The sequence below is a fragment of the Neisseria sicca genome (assembly GCF_003044565.1).
Taxonomy (GTDB): Bacteria; Pseudomonadota; Gammaproteobacteria; order Burkholderiales; family Neisseriaceae; genus Neisseria; species Neisseria sicca_A.
The window spans coordinates 36,162-56,391 of the sequence record NZ_POXG01000003.1; the positions used below are offsets into that span (position 1 = coordinate 36,162).

14 protein-coding genes are annotated in these 20,230 nt (G+C 51.6%); 5 read left to right on the forward strand and 9 right to left on the reverse strand.

What is annotated here, in order from left to right; translation table 11 throughout:
* Positions 1-266: 266 nt before the first annotated feature.
* Positions 267-2,198 (reverse strand): molecular chaperone DnaK, encoded by a 1,932-nt coding sequence (gene dnaK / locus DBZ16_RS07275; protein WP_107813505.1) that lies wholly within the window; start codon positions 2,196-2,198, stop codon positions 267-269.
* A 303-nt stretch (positions 2,199-2,501) separates the two neighbouring features.
* Positions 2,502-3,074 (reverse strand): nucleotide exchange factor GrpE, encoded by a 573-nt coding sequence (gene grpE, locus DBZ16_RS07285; RefSeq protein ID WP_205836783.1) that lies wholly within the window; start codon positions 3,072-3,074, stop codon positions 2,502-2,504.
* Positions 3,075-3,405: 331 nt separating this feature from the next.
* Here grpE and cysE point away from each other — a divergent pair, with 331 nt between their 5' ends.
* Entirely contained in the window at positions 3,406-4,224 is an 819-nt protein-coding gene (gene cysE, locus DBZ16_RS07295; protein ID WP_107813507.1) for a serine O-acetyltransferase, read from the forward strand.
* 92 nt (positions 4,225-4,316) lie between these two features.
* Here the strand turns inward: cysE and DBZ16_RS07300 are convergent, their stop codons facing one another.
* The 7 genes from DBZ16_RS07300 to DBZ16_RS07330 form a co-directional block, all read right to left on the reverse strand.
* Positions 4,317-4,811 carry a nitrous oxide reductase accessory protein NosL gene (locus DBZ16_RS07300; RefSeq protein ID WP_107813508.1) on the reverse strand — a complete coding sequence of 165 codons (495 nt, stop codon included), beginning with the start codon at positions 4,809-4,811 and terminating at the stop codon, positions 4,317-4,319.
* Positions 4,808-5,638 (reverse strand): ABC transporter permease, encoded by an 831-nt coding sequence (locus tag DBZ16_RS07305; protein ID WP_003759052.1) that lies wholly within the window; start codon positions 5,636-5,638, stop codon positions 4,808-4,810. Before DBZ16_RS07305 ends, DBZ16_RS07300 begins: the two co-directional genes overlap by 4 nt.
* A complete protein-coding gene (locus DBZ16_RS07310) occupies positions 5,635-6,531 on the reverse strand; it encodes an ABC transporter ATP-binding protein (RefSeq protein ID WP_107813509.1) in 897 nt (298 codons plus the stop codon). Before DBZ16_RS07310 ends, DBZ16_RS07305 begins: the two co-directional genes overlap by 4 nt.
* 277 nt (positions 6,532-6,808) lie before the next feature.
* Positions 6,809-8,164, reverse strand: a complete 1,356-nt coding sequence (locus DBZ16_RS07315; protein ID WP_107813510.1) for a nitrous oxide reductase family maturation protein NosD — start codon at positions 8,162-8,164, stop codon at positions 6,809-6,811.
* 208 nt (positions 8,165-8,372) lie between these two features.
* Positions 8,373-10,343 (reverse strand): TAT-dependent nitrous-oxide reductase, encoded by a 1,971-nt coding sequence (gene nosZ, locus DBZ16_RS07320; RefSeq protein WP_107813511.1) that lies wholly within the window; start codon positions 10,341-10,343, stop codon positions 8,373-8,375.
* Positions 10,344-10,496: 153 nt separating this feature from the next.
* A complete protein-coding gene (locus tag DBZ16_RS07325) occupies positions 10,497-12,773 on the reverse strand; it encodes a NosR/NirI family protein (protein ID WP_205836786.1) in 2,277 nt (758 codons plus the stop codon).
* A gap of 604 nt (positions 12,774-13,377) precedes the next feature.
* Positions 13,378-14,514, reverse strand: coding sequence for a polyamine ABC transporter substrate-binding protein (locus DBZ16_RS07330; protein ID WP_070493298.1), 1,137 nt, complete (start codon positions 14,512-14,514; stop codon positions 13,378-13,380).
* Positions 14,515-15,011: 497 nt separating this feature from the next.
* Between DBZ16_RS07330 and DBZ16_RS07335 the strand changes: the two genes are divergently transcribed.
* From DBZ16_RS07335 to DBZ16_RS07350, 4 genes are all read left to right on the forward strand, one after another.
* Positions 15,012-16,133, forward strand: coding sequence for a porin (locus DBZ16_RS07335; protein ID WP_107813512.1), 1,122 nt, complete (start codon positions 15,012-15,014; stop codon positions 16,131-16,133).
* Positions 16,134-16,280: 147 nt separating this feature from the next.
* The gene (locus DBZ16_RS07340) at positions 16,281-17,129 is read left to right on the forward strand and encodes an RnfABCDGE type electron transport complex subunit B (protein ID WP_107813513.1); all 849 of its coding nucleotides are present in this window, start codon (positions 16,281-16,283) and stop codon (positions 17,127-17,129) included.
* Between the two features lie 422 nt (positions 17,130-17,551).
* Positions 17,552-18,703: an ATP phosphoribosyltransferase regulatory subunit gene (locus DBZ16_RS07345; RefSeq protein WP_107813514.1), complete on the forward strand. Its 1,152-nt coding sequence runs from the start codon at positions 17,552-17,554 to the stop codon at positions 18,701-18,703.
* A 105-nt stretch (positions 18,704-18,808) separates the two neighbouring features.
* Positions 18,809-20,107, forward strand: coding sequence for an adenylosuccinate synthase (locus tag DBZ16_RS07350; RefSeq protein ID WP_167390273.1), 1,299 nt, complete (start codon positions 18,809-18,811; stop codon positions 20,105-20,107).
* Positions 20,108-20,230 lie beyond the last annotated feature (123 nt).

A 20,230-nucleotide genomic window follows, 5' to 3' on the forward strand; every position in this document is an offset into this window, starting at 1 on the left:
GCATCTCAAGAGGTCGTCTGAAAACATCGAGGGCTTTTATAGTGGATTAACTTTAAATCAGGACAAGGCGACGAAGCCGCAGACAGTACAAATAGTACGGAACCGATTCACTTGGTGCTTCAGCACCTTAGAGAATCGTTCTCTTTGAGCTAAGGCGAGGCAACGCCGTCCTGGTTTAAAGTTAATCCACTATAAAACACAAAGCACCAAGCAAAAAACAAAAAAGCGCGAACCTTACGATTCGCGCTTTTTTCAGACGGCCTCAATTATTTCTTGTCGTCTTTTACTTCTTCAAAGTCGGCATCGACCACGTCATCGTCTTTTTTGGCAGAAGACGGCTCGGCTTGTGCATTTTCGCCTGCTTGGGCTTCGGCTTGCGCTTGTGCGTAAACCATTTCGCCCAGTTTTTGGCTGGCTGTGCCCAGTGCTTCGGCTTTGGCATCGATGGCGGCTTTGTCGTCGCCTTTCACGGCTTCTTCGGCTTCTTTCAACGCGGCTTCGATTTTTTCTTTCTCGGCTGCGTCGAGTTTGTCGCCGTAGTCGGCCAAAGATTTTTTCACGGAGTGAATCAGGGCTTCGGCTTGGTTGCGGGAAGCGACCAATTCAGTCAGTTTTTTATCTTCCTCAGCATTGGCTTCGGCATCTTTCACCATTCGTTCGATTTCTTCTTCGCTCAAGCCTGAAGAACCTTGGATGGTGATATTGGCGGCTTTGCCTGTGCCTTTGTCTTTGGCGGAAACGTGCAGGATGCCATTGGCGTCGATGTCGAAGGTTACTTCGATTTGCGGCATACCGCGCGGTGCGGGTGCGATGTCGCCCAAGTTGAACTGACCTAAAGATTTGTTGGCGGAGGCGCGTTCGCGTTCGCCTTGCAGTACATGGATAGTTACTGCGCTTTGGTTGTCTTCGGCGGTAGAAAACACTTGCGACGCTTTGGTCGGGATGGTGGTGTTCTTCTGAATCAGCTTGGTCATCACGCCGCCCATGGTTTCGATACCCAAGGACAGAGGGGTTACGTCCAACAGCAATACGTCGCTGCGGCCGCCGCTCAATACTTCGCCTTGAATCGCTGCGCCTACGGCAACGGCTTCGTCAGGGTTCACGTCTTTGCGCGGCTCTTTGCCGAAGAAGTCTCTAACGGCTTCTTGTACTTTCGGCATACGGGACTGACCGCCGACCAAAATCACGTCGTCGATGTCGCTGGTGCTCAAGCCGGCATCTTTCAATGCAATTTTGCAAGGTTCGATAGAGCGGGCAATCAGGTCTTCAACCAGGCTCTCGAATTTGGCGCGGGTAATTTTCATTGCCAAGTGTTTCGGGCCGGTTGCGTCCATGGTGATGTACGGCAGGTTGATTTCGGTTTGCTGGCCGCTGGACAATTCGATTTTGGCTTTTTCGGCAGCTTCTTTCAGGCGTTGCAATGCCATCACGTCTTGTTTCAAATCAATGCCTTGTTCTTTTTTGAACTCGGCGATGATGTAGTCGATGAGGCGTTGGTCGAAGTCTTCGCCGCCCAAGAAAGTGTCGCCGTTGGTTGCCAATACTTCGAATTGTTTGTCGCCGTCGAGGTTGGCGATTTCGATGATGGAAATATCGAAGGTACCGCCGCCCAAGTCATATACGGCTACTTTGCGGTCTTTGTTGTCGCCTTTGTCCATACCGAATGCCAAAGCGGCTGCGGTCGGCTCGTTGATGATGCGTTTTACGTCCAAACCGGCAATGCGGCCTGCGTCTTTGGTAGCTTGGCGTTGGCTGTCGTTGAAGTAGGCGGGAACGGTAATCACGGCTTCGGTTACTTTCTCACCCAAGTAAGCTTCTGCGGCCTCTTTCATTTTACGCAGGATTTCTGCGGAAACTTGCGGCGGAGACAGCTCTTTGCCTTGCGCTTTCACCCATGCGTCGCCGTTGTTGGCTTTGATGATTTCGAAAGGCATGGATTCGATGTCGCGTTGGACTTCTTTGTCTTCAAATTTATGACCGATCAAACGTTTTACAGCGTAGATGGTGTTTTTAGCGTTGGTTACGGCTTGGCGTTTTGCTGGTGCGCCGACGAGGACTTCGCCGCCGTCCAGATAAGCGACGACAGACGGCGTAGTGCGTGCGCCTTCTGCATTTTCAATAACTTTGGTTTGACCGTTTTCAGAGATGGATACACAAGAGTTGGTTGTACCTAAGTCGATACCGATTACTTTTGCCATATTGATGTTGCTCCTAAAAAGATTTTTCTAAATTAATAATTGTGTGGAACATTTTGTTCCGTTGACCTGTAAATAGGGTTGTCCGATATTTTTTCAAGGGTTTTGTTGAAATTTTTTAAATATAAAATTCAATGGATTAAACTATTTATCCACAGGTCGGTATTTTATTTTTCAGACGACCTAGCCTTTGTTTTCCAATTGGGCATCATCGGAATGATTTTCCAAAAGCGGGATTGAGGCTTGAGGAACTGGGAAGGGTCGTCTGAAAATTTTATGCTTGATAAACTTCATCAAGCGGTGCCTTCAGGCTTCTTTTTTCGCTACGATAACCATCGCGGGGCGCAGTACGCGGTCGGACAGGGTGTAGCCTTTTTTCATGACGCTGACGATGGTGTTCGGCTCTTGCTCGCTGACGACTGTCTGCATCGCCTGATGTTGGTGCGGGTCGAGTTTGTCGCCGGGCTGCGGGTTGATTTCTTTGATATGCGTGGTGTCGAACGCTTTTTGCAATTCGTTCAGCGTCATTTGCACGCCCATTTTCAGCGCGTCGAAATTACCGCTTTGGTCGAGCAGCGCCATTTCGAGATAGTCTTTGACCGGCAGCATTTCGGCGGCGAATTTTTGTCCGGCGAATTTGTGTGTATCGGCAATTTCCTGCTGATGGCGGCGGCGCAGGTTTTGCTCGTTCGCCAGACCGCGCAGTTCGCTGTCTTTCAACTGTCCTTCCAACTCGGCGATACGCGCCTGCAATTCTTCGTAAGTCGGCGCTTCCGGTTGTGTTTCGGTTTGCTCGGTTTCGACGGCTTCGGCGGTTTCCACTTCTGCCGCTGTTTCGATTTCAGTTTCGGTTTGTTGCGGTTCGTTATGCTCCGTCATGTCGGACATCCTTTTAAATAGGGGTTGGTATTCAATGCAACTTTATATAAGGTCGTCTGAAAAAACTTCAAGCATATATAGTGGATTAACTTTAAACCAGGACGGCGTTACCTCGCCTTAGCTCAAAGAGAACGATTCTCTAAGGTGCTGAAGCACCAAGTGAATCGGTTCCGTACTATCTGTACTGTCTGCGGCTTCGTCGCCTTGTCCTGATTTAAATTAATCCACTATAAAAGTCGATGTAATAAACATATTCCGCGATGCGCTATCGCAAATCGTTGATAAAAGGTAAGATACGCCGATACCATCCTGTTTTCAGACGACCTCCGACATGAAAAAAGACCACCTGAACACAACCGATTTCAACCTCTGGCACACCATCCGCGAAGAAACCGCAGCCGCAGCCGCAGCCGAACCGATGCTGGCGAGCTTTTTGCATCAAACCGTGTTGCGCCACGATTCGCTCGATTCCGTCCTCGCCTATCATCTTTCCAGCAAACTCGGCAGCCCGATTATGGACGTACGCGCCTTGTTTGAAATTTACCAGCAGGCATTGGGCAGCGATGCGCGCATCGGCAACTGCGTCGAGGCAGACTTGAAAGCCATTTACGAACGCGACCCCGCCTGCGATGAATATTCGCTGCCGCTTCTGTATTTCAAAGGCTTCCACGCCATTCAGGCGCACCGCATCAACCACTGGCTCTATCAAAACGGCCGCAAAACGCTGGCGTATTTCCTGCAGAACCGCATGTCGGAAGTGTTCGGCGTCGATATTCACCCCGCCGCCCGTTTCGGTCATGGTCTGATGCTCGACCACGCCACCGGTTTCGTGGCAGGCGAAACCGCCGTGTTGGGCAACAATATTTCCATCCTACACGGCGTAACGCTTGGCGGTTCGGGTAAGGAATGCGGAGACCGCCACCCGAAAATCGGCGACGGCGTGATGATCGGTGCGAACGCTTCGATATTGGGCAATATCCGCATCGGCGACAATTCCAAAATCGGCGCAGGCAGTGTGGTCGTTGCCGACGTACCGTCTTCGATTACCGTCGTCGGCGTGCCTGCCAAACCGGTGGGGCGGTCGGTCAAAACCCCGTCGGCGGACATGGACCAGAGCTTACAGGGAACGGCGATGGATTTTGTGATTTGAACTGAATCGCCCGATTAAGACCGCAGATACGAAAAGGTCGTCTGAAAACCTAGTGGATAAGGTTTTCAGACGACCTTTTTGATGGGAAGAGATTATTTGAAGATGTAGGAATCGGGCATTTCGTCGAAGCTGACGACGCGACCGCCTTTTTCTTTGGCAAATTTCTCTGCTTGGGCTTTGTCGGCAAAGGGGAGGGCGTCTTCTGCACCCATGCCGCCGATGAAGCCGCTTTCGATGACGTAGTAGGCTTTTTTGCCGTCTATCCATGCGGCGTCAGCATTGGGTTTGCTCCAGTCTTTGACTTTGCCCATATCGGTAACGTAGATGACGTGGATGCCTTTAGGCTCTTCGGGCAGCTTGGTATAGCCGAACATCTGCTTGATGGTGGAGAACCAGACGGGGCGGTCGGGTTTGCCGTTGAGGTAGATTTGGGCTTTGGGGCCGTTGTGTTCGGTCAGGTTCATGCTGCAATAGTGTCCGACGGAGCGGTCGCTGATTTGCTGCGGCGCGGGCGGCGGAGTCTCTTCTGCTTTGGGGCAGGCACTCAGGAGTAGGGTGGCGAGGAGTGCGGGTAAGATCTTTTTCATATTTGTCGCTTTCCGAAAATTCTTGCTGCCAAGATAAGGGGAATGATAACCCATAATATCTGCGCGGTCAGCAATACGGGCATGGTCAGGCTGATTTGTTCGCTTAAGCCTGCCATGCCGGCGTACATGGCGGTGTTTTCGTAACCGGTCAGGTTGAGCAGTCGGTAGATGTCGGTGGGGTTGAACAGGAGGACGGTTTCGACGACCGGCGCGGTGATTGTTTGCTGGGTATCGGCGACGAGGATGCCCAAAAGCGCCATGTCGAAGATGACGACGAAAAACAGCCAAACGCCGATGGCGATACCGGCGGCGGTGCCGCGTTCTTTGACTTTCGCACTGATGAGGTAGCCCATGGACAGGAATGCCGCGCCCAAAATGACGCTGGCGGCAATCAGGAGGGCGAAGGGTTTCCATGCGGCGATGTCGAAGCTGCCGTTGGCGAGTTGGAGTGTGATGCCCGCGATTCCGTAGCCTGCGGTGGTGGCAAGTGCGAGGATGATGAGGTGTCCGATGAATTTTCCGGCAAGGATTTGGTTACGGGAAACGGGGTAGCTCAACAGCAGCGCCATGGTGCCGCGTTCGATTTCGCCGATAAGGGAATCGTAGGAGAGGAGCATGGCGATGAGCGGGATCAGGAAGATGGACAGGCTGGAGAGGCTGACAACGGTTACGGTCAGCGGATCGACTTTAACCGAGCCTGTGGGCGAGCTGCCGAGGAAGCCCAATGAGAGGGCGAGGGCGGCGAGCAGGACGGAGGCGGCGAGTACCCAGCGGTTGCGCAGGCTGTCGCGGACTTCTTTTCCGGTGATAATCCAAACGGGGTTCATACGTCCTCCCTTTTTAAGAATTGTGCGTACATGTCGTCGAGTGTGGGTGTGTGGATGTCGAGGTAGGCGAGGTCGGACAGGTTGCCCAGTTCGCTGAGTAATGCCATGCGTTCTTCAGCCTGACATTGCGCCCGATAGCTGAGGTCGTCTGAAAGCGGCTGCCAGTGTTCGCTTAACGGACGCGGGGCTTTGAGGCGGATGTTGACGGTGAGGGGGAGTCCGCTTTGGACGTGCAACTCGTCCATGCTGCCGTCGGCGACTTTGACGCCGTTTTTCATGACGACGATGCGGTCGGCGTGGCCGTCGAGTTCGGCGAGGGCGTGGGTGCTGAGAAGGACGGTGGCGCCGCGTCCGTTGAGTTCGCGCACGACTTCGTAAAACATTTGGCGCGAGGCGGGGTCGAGGCCTGTGGTGGGTTCGTCAAACAGCAATACTTTGGGTTCGCCCAGCAGCGCTTGGGCGAGGGCGAGGCGTTGGCGCATACCTTTGGAGTAGGTGCCGACGCGGCGGCGGGCGGCTTGGGAAATGCCGACGCGCTCGAGGAGTTCGTGGTTTTTGGTGAGCGGCTGTTTTTTGAGTTTGGCGTAGAAATTGAGGGTTTCAATGCCGCTGAGGGAAGGGTGCAGGGCGACGGTTTCGGGCAGATAGCCGATTTGGCTGCGCAACTGCGCGCCCGCTTTGCTGCCGGTGCGCTCACCCAGCAGCATGACTTCGCCTTCGGTGGGGGTAATCAGCCCGAGTATCAGTTTGATGAGCGTGGACTTGCCTGCGCCGTTGTGTCCGGCAAGACCGACACTTTCGCCCGCCTTCAAGACTAAATCGACTTGGTTGACGGCTTTTTGTGCGCCGAAGCGTTTGGTTACGTTTCTCAATTCGACATGGTGTGCGCTCATGAGTGCTTCCTTGTGTGGATGGGTTTCAGACGACGTTGAGGGTCGTCTGAAAGGGCGTTCTTCGTATGGGGTCGTCTGAAAAAGGGGAGAGGGATTTCAGACGACGTTTGTTATGGGCTTATGTTTTTGACTATTGCCTGCATCGCGGGTTGCACCGTATTTCCGGCGGATTCCCATCGATACGGAAATGATGGGGCAAAGCTTTGCTGCGGTTTGTCGATCAGGTCGTCTGAAAAGTTTTCAGACGACCTTGCAGGATGTGTTCACGGCGTTCCGCTCAGTTTAATGCGCCGTTTTCGGCATCGCCCCATTTGGATTGATTGGTTTTGGCTTCTTGCAACAGTTGTTCTTTCATTGCCTCGTATTTGGTGGTGGTTTTGTTGCTGCCCGCTTTCATCAGCGGTTTGCTGTCGATCACGCCGCCGGGAAGGATGGCGGGGAACTGCGATTGCGCCCATTTGACGATGCTGATGGCGGGGCTGTTCATCAGGAGGCGGGCAACAGGGGCGCGCCAGACGATTTGGTCAATGATGCCGTTGGGACGGTATGCGCTGTCGCCGAAGCCATCACCGTCGAGGTCGAATGCGCTGTTGTCGCTCCAGTAGTTGCCGCGTCCGCCTTCACCCCAGTCAAGAAAACGTGTGCTGACGTATTTGACTTGGCTTTCGTTGTTGATGAAGGCGTTGTCGGAAAGGGAGGTGCCTTCGATGGCGGCGGTGAAGTGGATGCCGATTTCGCAGTTTTCAAAATGGTTGGCGACAATTTTGTTGTAGTTGGCGTTGTAGGCGAAAACGCATTTGCCGGCTTTGTTAATGATATTGTCGTTGATTTCGGAATAGTTGACGTAGTTGAGCATGATGCCTTGATCGCGGCTGCCGACGGCGATGTTGCCGTGTACTTTGAGGCGGTCGGAGAACATCAAGACGTAGCCCATGTTGTTGCCGACGGAAATGTTGTCGCTGACTTCGCTGTCGTTGGTGTACATATAATGGACGGCGAAACGCAGGTCGCTGAAGCGGTTGTTTTTGTAGGTGTTGTTCTTGCTGGTGTTGGAGAAAATGCCGTCGCGGCCTTTGGAAATGTCGTTGCCGATAACTTGCGCGCCGGGGGCGTTCCAGACGGTTACGGCGTTGCCGCGTTCGTTGACGCGCAAAGTGGCGTCGCCGACGATTTTGTTCTCGCGCACCATGGATTCGGCAGAACCGTGGATATACACGCCGACGGAGTTGTCAAGGATGTTGTTGTGTTCGATCAGGGCGCGGGGGGCAGTTTCTTCGAGGTAGATGCCGGCGTCCATGGCAGGCAGGCTCATGCCGGAACGGGTGACGGTGAGGTTGCGCAGGGTAACGTCGGGGGCAATGACGGCGATGGTGCGTCCGGTGCGGTCGCCTTCGATTTTGGCGGAGCGGTCGGCAGGGCCTTCGATGGTGATGGGTTTGTCGATAAGCAGTTTGGTTTTGTAAGTGCCGGAGGCGAGTTTGAGCGTATCGCCTGCTTGCGCACGCGCGATGACTTCGGGCAGGTTGTCGGTCGGGGAAACGTCGATGGTGGCTGCAAAGGTCGTCTGAATCATACTGCCGAACATAAACGTCAGGGCAGCGCGTCGCCATGTTTTGAATTGGGGTGTGTGCATGGAGTTCCTCTGATTCGTGCGGTGTGCGTCGGCACGGTGATGCCTGCCTGTAAGGGCCGTGTTTTTGTTTTATAGCGGAACAGTCTGTTGCGTCCAAACGGTTCTGCTATAAAAGGTCGTCTGAAAACGAGGGTAGCGGGTTTCGCTAAGACCTGAAAGTTTTTTCAGACGACCTTTCGTTAAGTCGGTGATAAACCGTCAAACCCGATTATCGAGGTTTAACGATCATTTGACCGGACATTTCCATGTGCAGGGCGTGGCAGAACCATTGGCAGTAGTACCAGTGTACGCCCGGACGGACGGCTTTGAAGGTTACCGATTGGGTAGCTTGCGGGCCGATTTCCATGGCGATGCCGTAGCCTTCCAAAGTGAAGCCGTGAGTCAAGTCCTCGATGGTCTCGACGTTGGTAACATATACGGTTACTTCGTCGCCTTGGTTCACTTCGAATTGCGGGATGCTGAATGCAGGCGCAATCGCGGTCATGTACACGCGGACTTTGTTGCCCTCGCGGATGACTTTGGCGGCTTTTTCCAGCTCGACTCCGTCTTTTTTCGCTTGTTCCAAAGCATCTTGCCAGAACCATGGGTCGTTGCGGTCCCAAGTTTTTTTCGGGTTGATGGAGGATGCGTTAAACAGACATAAGTCGTGCGGCTCGGCAAAGGTCGGATTGTCGTGAACCAAACGCATTTCGTCGCCGGAAATGTCGATCAACTGGTCGCATTCCGGTTTCAGTGGGCCAGCGTTGAGGAAGCGGTCTTTTGAGAATTTGTTCAAGGATACCAGCCATTTACCGTCGGCGTCTTTGGTTTCACCCATGGTTGTATGGTTGTGACCTGGTTGGTAGTGAACGTCGAGTTTTTGTTTGATCGGATCAATTTTCTCACCTTTGTAGGCTTTGATCGCGTCGTCGATGTTCCATTTAACCATTTGGCTGTCAATAAACAGCGTGGTGTAGGCGTTGCCGCGACCGTCAAACGCGGTGTGTAAAGGACCGAGACCCAGTTGGGGTTCGGCGACAACCACGTCGCGCTCTTTGATTTTGCCTGCGAACAAATCGTCCAGTTTGCTGACGTCCAATACGGTAACGGTCGGAGACAGTTTGCCGTTGAGCATGATGTATTTGCCGTCAGGGGAGGCGTTACAGCCGTGCGGAGAGTTCGGCACGGGGATGTAGCGGGTGTAAGGGGAATTGGCTTCTGCGCGGCCGTCCAGCATTTTCACGCCGTTGACTTCTTTGAAGTCGCCTTTTTTGATGCCTTCTTCGATGGCAGCAAGATTGAAGACTACGCACCAGTCTTGCTCGTTGGAAGAAGCACCTTGTACGGTCAGGGCGCGTTCGGAGTTGTAGCAGGTGGAGAAGGAGTATTTGCCTTGGTAGTCGGCATCGCCGTTGTCCAAGTTGCCGTCCACCAATACTTGCCATGCGATGTCCATGGTTTCGCCGTCGATTGCGGTGTAAACGGCATTCCAAGTTTTAGGATCGTTCCAAGTACCCACACCGCTTACCGGTACGATGTGTTCGCCGTTGGCAAATACATAGCCGGTTTTCGGATAACGTTGCGGACGCAGACCGTGAATACCGGAAGCGTTAGGGATTTCGGTGATTTTGTCGGTTTTCATGAAGTCCAAGCGGACGCGGCAAACACGGTTGTTTGCTTTGTCGTTGGCATACGCGTAGCGACCGTCGTAAGTTTTGTCGGTAAACGACAAGTGCGGGTGGTGCAAGTCGCCGTTAGGAAGGCAGCGCAAACCGGCATCTTTCAAGAATTTATTGGTTTCCGGCGTATTTTTTTCATTCAAAATACGCAAGCTCTCGTTGGTACGGCCCCAACCGGTCGCGCTGTCCATGTTGAACACAGGGATACGCATCAGTTCGCGCATGGAGGGCACACCGATCAAGCGCATTTCGCCTGACTGACCGCCGGAGAGCAAACCGTAATATTGGTCAAGCTCGCCCGGACCGACTTCGGAAGTCTGTTTACCCGGTTCGGCAGGGGCTTGGGCTTCGGCTTTGGAAGCGGGCGCCGCACCTGAAGCAGCAGCTTTGTCGCCACCCTCTTTGGAGCAGCCTGCTAATCCCAACAGACCGGCGCCGGCAATACCTGCGCCGGAAGCGGCGGCAGTACCTAAGAATGAACGACGGCTTAAACCGTTTTGTTCTAATTTTTCGTCTGACATACAACACTCCTTGGATAAAATTCGGCAGCCGGCGTTTTCAGACGACCTGCCGATCAAAAAAACGAATTTATGTTTATAAGTATGGTTACGGGTGGGCCGGCATTTTTTCAGGGTTCTTTAGGGGTTTAGATTATTTGCCGGCCATGGGGCGGTTTATTTTTTCACAAACTGCACAACCTGTTCGGTAGGCTGTTGTGTTGCAGATGCGGTTTCTGGTTCGGCTTTCGCCGCCGCCTGTTTTTGTTTTTTCTTGTTGGTTGCCACAACTTGCGGACAACGTGTGTCATGGTGATACATGACTTGGCAGTGCAGGCACTGGATACATTCGTTCGGATGAATGTCGCCTTCCGGTGCAATCGCTTGAACGGGGCATTCGTGCGTACAGATTTGGCAAGGGTTGCCACACATTTTGTAGCGGCGCAGCCAGTCGAATACGCGGAAGCGGCCGGGTAGGGCGATGCCTGCGCCCAACGGACACAGATAGCGGCAGAAGAAGCGTTCGATGAACAAGCCGGCAACCAAGAGGGTAACGGCAAATGCGACAAACCACCATTCGCGGACGAATTTCAAAATAATCGCTGTTTTAAAGGGTTCTACTTCAGCAAATTTTTCAGCAGTGCCCAAGTCGTACAGCGAAATTGCCAGCAGACCGAAGAAAATCACATATTTAATCGCGGTCAGGCGTGTGTGCAGCAGGTGCGGTACGATAATTTGTTTCACCCCCAATTTTTTGGCGATGCGGTTGGTCAGCTCTTGCAGCGAACCGAAGGGGCAGAGCCAGCCGCAGAATGTACCGCGGTTCCACAACAGCATGGTTGCAGCGGTAAACAGCCACAAGATGAACACGATCGGATCCATCAGGAAGAAGTCCCAACGGAATTCGGTCAGGATGGCGGAGAACAAGGTCAGCGTATTCACGACCGACAATTGCGCCTGAGCGTACCAGCCGATATAAATCAGAGTAAATGTCAGGAATACCAAGCGGAAACGGTCGTACCATTTTTCGTAACGGACAATCCAGTCTTGGAACAGGAATACCAAAAGCAGGATGGTCAATGCGATGCCGACTACGATGATTTGACCCTGTTTCGCTTTCCAGACTTGTTTCCAAAGTTGGTTGGATGCGCCGTCGTCGGCACTGGCTTGGTCGGCAATGCCGTTGCCGGTATCGGCAGTATCGGCTGCGGCAGCAGGTTCTACCGGTGCGCTGATTTCAACGGGCGGTGCTTTCGGGTCATCGACATAGTAACCTTTAGGCAGTTCGTAATCCAAGTCGGCAGTGATGAATGCTTTGTCGTTTACGCTCAATACGCGTTGAACCATCAACTGTAAACGCCAAGGTTCGGCAGCGTCGAATTCCACATTGGCAGGAATGGTAAACCATGATACTTCTTTAAAGTGGGGTGCACCTTCGGCAGCCAGGCTGACCAAGCGTTCGTGTTCTGCGTCGGTAAAGCGGAAGCTGTTTTCACCCTGAATCATCTCGATACGGTCGAAAATACCGCCGCGGACATAACCCGAACCTTTCCAAGAATAGCGACCTTCACCGGCGACCAAGACGGCTTGTTGACCTGGTTGCAGACGGCTTTGCAGGTTTTTCCATCCTTGTTCGCCCAGCAGGCTTTTACCAATGGAGGGTTGGCTGACTACGGCAGTATACAAATCGATAAAGGTATCGTCGCCTGCGCCTTGTTCGGCGTGGTCGGCAACACCGGCTTTGCCGCCTTTTTCAAACAGCTTGTTAATTTCATCCACTGAAATATGCAGATGACCGATGGCTTTTTGTTCCAAAAGGGCATTCCAAGATTGGATGTCCTGTTTGTCAGGATTGACAGCGCGGCGAGGGCGGGTTTGAGTTGCAGGTTCGGCAGCCTGTTGCGTATCCGCAGTATTGGCAGAGGTCGTCTGAACGGCTTTGTCGGTACCCAAACCATATTTACCGGCAACCACTTTAAACGAACGCTGGATGCTGTCGTTAATTACCATCAGCGTAACGGTTGCGCCGCTGATGATGTCTCCGGGAGCAATGCCCGGAGTAGGCGGATTCTTAATGAAATTCAAACCGATATACTTATCGATGAATTTATCCACGCGCGACTGCGGGATACCGATAAGCATAATCGGCTCGTGGTGATCGACCAGCTTCGCACCGGCGACCGTTCCGTCGTTGGCCAAAGCCACCATTGTATCAATCGGTTTGCTCGAATAACCGCGCGTGTTGACCACGTCCGTTGTGATATACACCAAGCCCACCTGCTCGTCGCCTTTATAAACACGAGCAACCATAGGTTTACCTTCAGGCTTGCCATAGCGGTCTGCACCCGGAAAAATTTCCGCAGGCTGGATTTTTGACAGGAATTCCGGCAAACGCTCGGCATAGGCGGGCAGTGTCGAAAACAATAGGACAAATACGGCAAACATTGCCAGCATCGTATTCAAGATGCCGGATGTGCGTTTCGTTTTAAGGCAGGACATGACTATCCCCGATTATTCGATACTCTAAACATTAATATTATATGAATCTACAAAATGCGATAGTTTGACTTATATCAAATTTACAAATCTTAAAACCTGGTTTTGGCGGTAAGTAATACTTTGTGATTATATGAAGATAGTGCAAATTTTGTTGCTGATGGAATAGAAAATCGAGTAATTAAATAAATCTTGGTTTTGTGGCGTATTGATATGTTTTCGATATAAGGTGGCAATCTGAGACCTTTGCAATAACATAGGTTACTAAAATTTTATGCTCAATCTCATTTTCAAAATGCAAAACCTTTCTGATTTTTCCTACTTTTTGCTCAATATTAGGAAGGTTTTAGTCAATTGAAATTTTTTGGCGCATTTTTATGCGTCAAATTTCGTTAACAGACTATTTTTGCAAAGGTCTCAATCTGTATATGAACAGATGAGGTAACACTGATTTGCTTGATATCTTCAAGTTGGATTGAGTGGGTTGATAACCTGTTCAATAGCAGTCAAAAAGGTCGTCTGAAATTTTTCAGACGACCTTTGGATTCTCAAAGTCAAACTGTTATTTGCCAGCTTTCAGCGATTGCCACAAACGGACGCTCAGGCGGCTTGCATCTGTTGATTTGGGCGATACGATAAAGCTTTTATCCATCAATTCCTTGGTTGGGAAAATAGACGCATCGCCGGTATATTTCTCGTCCATCAATGCGCGTGCAGGGCGGCTGGCTGGAGCGTAGGTAACGAAATTGCCGTTTTGCGCCGCGACTTCGGGATCGAGCGTGTGGTTGATGTATTTATGCGCATTGGCGGTGTTTTGGGCATCGCGCGGAATCATCAGGGAATCTACCCAGATGCCGACACCGCTTTTGGGTGCTAAAACTTCGATTTCGACGCCATTCTTCGCTTCTTGTGCGCGTGTTTTGGCGATGTTCAAGTCGCCGCCGTAACCGACTGAGACGCAAAGGTTGCCTGCCGCCATGTCATCAATATAGCCTGACGAAGTGAAGCGTTTGATGTCGGGACGCACTTTTTTCATCATGTTGACGGCGGCTTTGATGTCGTCGGGGTTTTCGGTATTCGGGTCTTTGCCCAAATAATGCAGCGCGAGCGGGATTTGTTCGATGGCGCTGTCGAAATAGCTGATGCCGCAGGATTTAAGTTTTTTGGTGTATTCGGGATTGAACACCAAATCCCATTCGTTTTCGGGCAGCTGCTCCGTTCCCAAAGCTTTTTGAACCAGTTTTTTGTTGATGGCAAGCGTGTTGATGCCCCAGAAATAAGGGACGGCGTATTGGTTGCCCGGATCGACTTTTGCCATCATGGCAAGCAGGTCGGCATCGATGTTGGCGTAGTTCGGGATTTGGCTTTTGTCGATTTTTTGATACGCACCGGCTTTGATTTGGCGTCCGACATTGGCAATGGACGGGGCAACGAGGTCGTAACCGGATTTGCCGGTTAAGAGCTTGGCTTCGAGGGCTTCGTTGCTGTCGTAGTAGTCGTAGCGGACGTGGATGCGCGTATTTTTTTCAAACGCGTTGAGCGTGGCGGGATCGACGTAGTCCGACCAGTTGTAAATATTGAGCTTGTCGGACGCAGTATGGGAAGAAGGGGCGGAAGATTCTGCGGCGGTTTGTTGTCCGCCGCTGCACGCAGTCAAGACGAGGCCGATGAGTGCCGCCGCCATTGAAGTTTTTTTCATGGATACAGTCCTTTTGCGAAAGAGGAAAACATTGCAGCGGTGGCAGCGGTTTATACAAACTGACCACATGCAAAAGGTTAACTGTGGGGGCGGCCGGCATATGCCTCAGGCCCTTGATTCAGCAGGTTCGCATTAAACGGCAAAATCCCTGTCGGCGCAATAGGTTAGACGGGAAAATTTCTTCTTTTTTTCGTTGTTTTCAGCTATGGTTTTCTTCATAAACAAAAAAATATTCAGACGACCCGAAAAGGTCGTCTGAAAAAAGCTGCACTCACTTTATATTTCCATTTTCAAACGGAGGAAAACGAAGTTTGAATCAGCAAAATCGTAGAACAAATGAATGTTAAGGATTGTCCCGATATCGGGTTGCAGAAATACACATTTTATTTGAAATGAATAATAATTTTTCTCAAGATAAAAAGAGTTGTCTAATAATCCTAAAATCATTATGATTGAGTCTGGTACTTTTACTCAATTTTTAAATTTAAGGAGGACTCATGAAGAAAATATTGATTACTTTAACCGCAGCAGCCCTACCTTTTGCAGCGTCCGCTGAAGTTGTTCTTTATGGACAAGTGAAAAGCAGCATTACCGCAGGACAAGTGAAAATCAAAGGCAGTGAAGGTACTGAAAAAAGCGCGACTTCAACCCGCATCAACGACAATACTTCGCGCATCGGCTTCAAAGGCAACGAGAAACTTTCAGACGACCTCAAAGTCATTTGGCAGGTTGAACAGCGTACCTCTATTTTAGGCGAATCCAACAGCCAACGTTTCGGCAACCGCAATTCCTTTATCGGTTTGGAAGGCAAGTTCGGTAAAGTCCGTGCCGGTAACATCGACAACATGCTTAACGAGATGGACACCATTGATCCGTGGATGTACAAAACCGACGCCATGGGTTTGGGTATCAACACCCGCACCGGCGTACGTACGACCTCTTTGCGTTATGACAGCCCTTCGTTCGGCGGATTCAAGTTCAATGCCTCCTACGCTCCGCGCGACAACCGCAATCCGGACGATAAATACGTACACGAAAAACCGAGCAAAGAGCAATATACTGCCGGTTTGATCTACGAAAACAACGGTTTCGCCACCAAACTGGGCTACGGTCATTATAAAGGCGCGTACACCAACAAAGACGGCAAAGTCAAAGCCGCCCAAATCGCGAAGATTGAAAGCTACTACGACAAAGACAACCTGTTTGTCGGCGTAGGTGCGCAATACGCCAAAGGCCATGAAAGCGCGAACAAATATTTGGCGCACTTTACCGATGATTTCAATACCTACAAAGGTGTGGACATCACCAAAGATTCAGGTAAAGAAGAAGCTGTTAAGGTTGTAGATGCAGCCGTTACCGTAGGCTATACCTTCGGTAACTTGACCCCGCAAATCAGCTACGCTCACGGTTGGGCGGCAAAAGGCGTGAACAGCGGTGAGAAACTGGTTGATAAATTCGACCAAGTTGTGGTTGGTGCCAAATACAAATTCAGCAAACGCACTTCTATGCTTGCTCATGCCGGCTATATGAAACTGGGCAGCAAAACCCGCCTGACTCCTGATCACACAGGCTCTGTTGAGCAAAAAGCCGTTTCTTTCGGCTTGGCACATAAATTCTGATTAAGCAGGACAAGTAGTCAGAAAATATAAAAGGTCGTCTGAAAACTCAGTTTGGGTTTTCAGACGACCTTTCTTAATTTGGTCTTTTGTTTCCCTGTATTCCGTTTCCCGATAAAATACACGCTTTCGATTTTGACTCTATCTGCCATGCCGACCGACCTTCAAGCCATCAACCGCCTGCTGCCGCAAACCCAGTGCCGAGAATGCGGCTATCAAGGCTGCCTGCCTTATGCACAAGCTTTGCTGCACGAGGATGCGCCTGTTAATCTGTGCGCACCCGGAGGAGAAGCGGTGATGGTAGACATTGCCGCCTTATTGGGCAAGCCGCGCGTTGCACCGGTCAAAACGCAGCCCAAAGCCGTCGCCTTGATAGACGAAGCCGCCTGTATCGGCTGTACCGCCTGCATCCGCGCTTGCCCTGTCGATGCGATTATGGGCGCAAGCAAGTTCATGCACACCGTCATCAGCGACGAATGCACAGGCTGCGGACTCTGCCTCCCGCCTTGTCCGGTGGATTGTATCGACATGATACCTTCCGAACAGGAATACCTTCCCGCTGCACGCAGCCTGAGCCGCTCTTCCGAAGCGCGTTTCGCCGCCGCCGAACACGCGCAAAGCCGCTTTGATTGGCACACCGAGCGCAAAGCGCGCGACGAGGCGGAACGCAAAGCCATGCTTGCCGAGCGCGAAGCCGCCGTTAAAGCCAAGCAGGCGCAAATTCAAGCCGAAACCCAAGCTGCCGCCAAACCTGCCTTCAATCCCATGGATTTAATTGCCAAAGCCATGGCGAAAGCCCAATCCCAGCAAGACAAACTGGTTGCTTCCGACAACCGTGAAGCATTCAAAAACCGACAAATCGAAGAAGCCAAAGAGCGCGCTGAATTGCGCCGCGCCCAACGCGATGTCAAATATGGCAACGAAGAAGAAAAAGCCGCCGCACTTGCCTATCTGCGCCGTTATAAAGCGGAGCAGGAAGCAGCCAAAGAAATACGGTGATTTTGGTGGATAGACTTTAAAGGTCGTCTGAAATAGGTTTTCAGACGACCTTTAAGCTAAATCAAGTATGGGATTGATGAGGTATCGAGGAATAATAAGCAGCATCTTTACTGTGAAATCCCCAGTTGCCGGTACGCCTTCTAAACTTATCATTTCCCGCACACAAAACCTGATTTGCGCGAAGTCTCGTGCTGTCCCGTATGAAAACAGGCTGCACAAAACTGTTTTGTATGGTAAAGTTTGCTTTTAATAACTCGGCGGTTTAAAGCCGTCATTCAGGGGCTGTTTGAATTTAAAATCAGATTTGTTGGAAACGCTGCATCGTTTGCGCGGCGTATTTCGAGAAACGGGCTATTTGCCTGTCTGGTTTTAAATTCAAGCAGCCCTTTGCGTTTACAAAAACAGATAGAAGGTAGATTTCCATGCAATCTTGGCAGCTTCCCGAACATGTTGCCGATGTGTTGCCGACCAACGCCCGACAGTTGGAAAGCGCGCGAGAGCAGTTGTTGACTTTGTTCCGAGTGCACGGTTACGAGCTGGTACAGCCTCCGCTGATGGAATACAGCCATTCCCTGCTGACGCACATTGACGCGGGTTTGTCTTTGAAAACCATTTTGGTGGTCGATCAGCTGAGCGGTCGGCAGTTGGGCATCCGCGCCGATATTACGCCGCAAGTGGCGCGTATCGATGCGCATCTTTTGTCCGCCAATCAAGGGATTAACCGATTGTGTTACGCAGGTCCTGTGTTGCACGCGCGGCCGGAAGGTTTGCTCAATATGCGCGAACCTTTGCAGGCGGGGGCGGAGATGTATGGTTTCGCCGACATTCAGGCGGATATCGAATTGATTGACTTGATGCTCAAAAGCATGAAGATTGCCGATATGGGCGAGGTTTTGCTATCGCTGGGTCATATCGGCGTATTCCGCGCTTTGTCCGATGCGGCGCATTTGGATGCGGAGCAGTCCAAAACGCTGCTTGCTTTGATGCAGGATAAAGATACCGAGGCGGTCGAAGCGCAGGTTAAGGCTTGGAAGCTGGACGGTATGTGGGCAAAAGCATTCTCGCTGCTGCCGCGTCTGTATGGCGGACGTGAAGTGTTGTCCGCCGCACGCGAACGATTGCCGGATTTGTCTGCGGTCGGCAGCGCGTTGGATGAATTGCAGGCAGTATGCGACGCCTTCCCGAATCAGAAAGTCCATATCGATTTATCCGAACTGCGTGTGGACAATTACCACACGGGCTTACTGTATGCGGCATACGGTTCCAATTTCCATGACGCGGTTGCACGGGGCGGTCGTTATGACGGATTGGGCGAATATTTTGGCCGTGCGCGTCCGGCAACGGGATTCAGTTTCGACTTGCGCAGCTTTATCGGACGTTTGCCCGCCATTGAGCGGCAACCCGTCGTGTTGGTCGATGCGGATGATGCCGAAGCGGCTCGTGAAGCAGTCGAAGCCTTGCGTGAACAAGGGCAGTGTGTCGTGATTGACTACGGTATCGGACACAACGCTTCGGAAGAGATTACAGGTCGTCTGAAAAAGTCGGACGGCGTTTGGCAGGTTGAGAAACTTTAAATACCCATTCATAGCGGATTAAAGGCAAATCAGGGTAGGGCGCAAAGCCGTCTTGGTTTGGAATTGATTCACGATAATTTTTTAATATTAATAGGTTATATGGCTATGGCTAAAAATGTTGTAGTAATCGGCGCCCAGTGGGGCGATGAAGGCAAAGGTAAAATCGTTGACTGGCTGGCGGAAGAAACCAGCGGTGTCGTACGTTTTCAAGGCGGCCACAATGCGGGTCATACTTTGGTCGTCGGCGGCAAGAAAACCATTTTGCGCCTGATTCCGAGCGGCATCCTGCATGAAAACTTGGATTGCTTCATCGGTTCCGGCGTTGTCGTATCCCCCGAAGCATTGTTGGGCGAAATCGACGAGCTGAACGCAGCAGGCGTGAAAAACGTCGAAGGTCGTCTGAAAATCGCGCCGACCTGCCCGCTGATCCTGACTTACCACATCGCGCTTGACCAAGCCCGCGAAGCATCGCGCGGCAAAGGCAAAATCGGTACCACAGGCCGCGGCATCGGCCCAGCCTACGAAGACAAAGTGGCACGCCGCGCCATCCGCGTCGTCGATTTGCTGCATCCTGAAAAACTGCGTGAAAAACTGGATGCCATCCTCGCTTATTACAACGTTCAATTGCAACATCTGCACAATGCCGAGCCGGTTCAAGTGGAAGACGTGATGGCGGTTATCGAAAAAGTCGCGCCGCGCATTACGCCGATGATTACCGACGTATCCCGCGTGTTGAACGAGAAAAACAAAAACGGCGAAAAACTGCTGTTTGAAGGCGCGCAAGGTACGCTGTTGGACATCGACTACGGCACTTACCCCTTCGTTACCTCGTCCAACTGCTTGGCGGGAGCCGCTTCCGCAGGCGCGGGCGTAGGTCCACAAATGCTGGATTATGTTTTGGGTATCGTCAAAGCCTATACCACGCGCGTCGGTTCAGGTCCGTTCCCGACTGAATTGTTTGACGAAGTAGGCGCAGGTTTGGCAGAACGCGGACACGAATTCGGCTCCGTAACCGGCCGCGCCCGCCGTTGCGGTTGGTTTGATGCCGCCGCGTTGAAACGCTCCATCCAAGTCAACGGCATTTCCGGTATGTGCATCACCAAACTGGACGTGATGGACGGTATTGAAACCATCAATATCTGCGTCGGCTACGAATTGCCCGACGGCAGCAAAACTGACATCCTGCCTTGCGGTTCCGATGCGGTAGAAACTTGCAAACCGATTTACGAAACTATGCCCGGCTGGAGCGAATCCACTTTCGGCGTGAAAAGCTACGACGCATTGCCTGTCAATGCCAAAGCATATTTGAAACGTATCGAAGAAGTCTGCGGCGCGCCGGTAGCCATCGTCTCCACCGGCCCCGACCGCGAAGAAACCATCGTTTTGCATCATCCGTTCGCATAATGGTTTGATTGTAAAAGGTCGTCTGAAAACTTGGGTTTTCAGACGACCTTTTGCCATTAAGCGGGCTTAATCGGCAGTGTTAATATGAAAAACATGCGCATATACCTCAGCAAACGAAAGGCG

What these genes read in the sequence shown, in the direction of transcription:
- dnaK (WP_107813505.1), bottom strand. Translation starts at nt 2,198, where the DNA reads ATGGCAAAAGTAATCGGTATCGACTTAGGTACAACCAACTCTTGTGTA.
- grpE (WP_205836783.1), bottom strand. Translation starts at nt 3,074, where the DNA reads ATGACGGAGCATAACGAACCGCAACAAACCGAAACTGAAATCGAAACA.
- cysE (WP_107813507.1), top strand. Translation starts at nt 3,406, where the DNA reads ATGAAAAAAGACCACCTGAACACAACCGATTTCAACCTCTGGCACACC.
- DBZ16_RS07300 (WP_107813508.1), bottom strand. Translation starts at nt 4,811, where the DNA reads ATGAAAAAGATCTTACCCGCACTCCTCGCCACCCTACTCCTGAGTGCC.
- DBZ16_RS07305 (WP_003759052.1), bottom strand. Translation starts at nt 5,638, where the DNA reads ATGAACCCCGTTTGGATTATCACCGGAAAAGAAGTCCGCGACAGCCTG.
- DBZ16_RS07310 (WP_107813509.1), bottom strand. Translation starts at nt 6,531, where the DNA reads ATGAGCGCACACCATGTCGAATTGAGAAACGTAACCAAACGCTTCGGC.
- DBZ16_RS07315 (WP_107813510.1), bottom strand. Translation starts at nt 8,164, where the DNA reads ATGCACACACCCCAATTCAAAACATGGCGACGCGCTGCCCTGACGTTT.
- nosZ (WP_107813511.1), bottom strand. Translation starts at nt 10,343, where the DNA reads ATGTCAGACGAAAAATTAGAACAAAACGGTTTAAGCCGTCGTTCATTC.
- DBZ16_RS07325 (WP_205836786.1), bottom strand. Translation starts at nt 12,773, where the DNA reads ATGCTGGCAATGTTTGCCGTATTTGTCCTATTGTTTTCGACACTGCCC.
- DBZ16_RS07330 (WP_070493298.1), bottom strand. Translation starts at nt 14,514, where the DNA reads ATGAAAAAAACTTCAATGGCGGCGGCACTCATCGGCCTCGTCTTGACT.
- DBZ16_RS07335 (WP_107813512.1), top strand. Translation starts at nt 15,012, where the DNA reads ATGAAGAAAATATTGATTACTTTAACCGCAGCAGCCCTACCTTTTGCA.
- DBZ16_RS07340 (WP_107813513.1), top strand. Translation starts at nt 16,281, where the DNA reads ATGCCGACCGACCTTCAAGCCATCAACCGCCTGCTGCCGCAAACCCAG.
- DBZ16_RS07345 (WP_107813514.1), top strand. Translation starts at nt 17,552, where the DNA reads ATGCAATCTTGGCAGCTTCCCGAACATGTTGCCGATGTGTTGCCGACC.
- DBZ16_RS07350 (WP_167390273.1), top strand. Translation starts at nt 18,809, where the DNA reads ATGGCTAAAAATGTTGTAGTAATCGGCGCCCAGTGGGGCGATGAAGGC.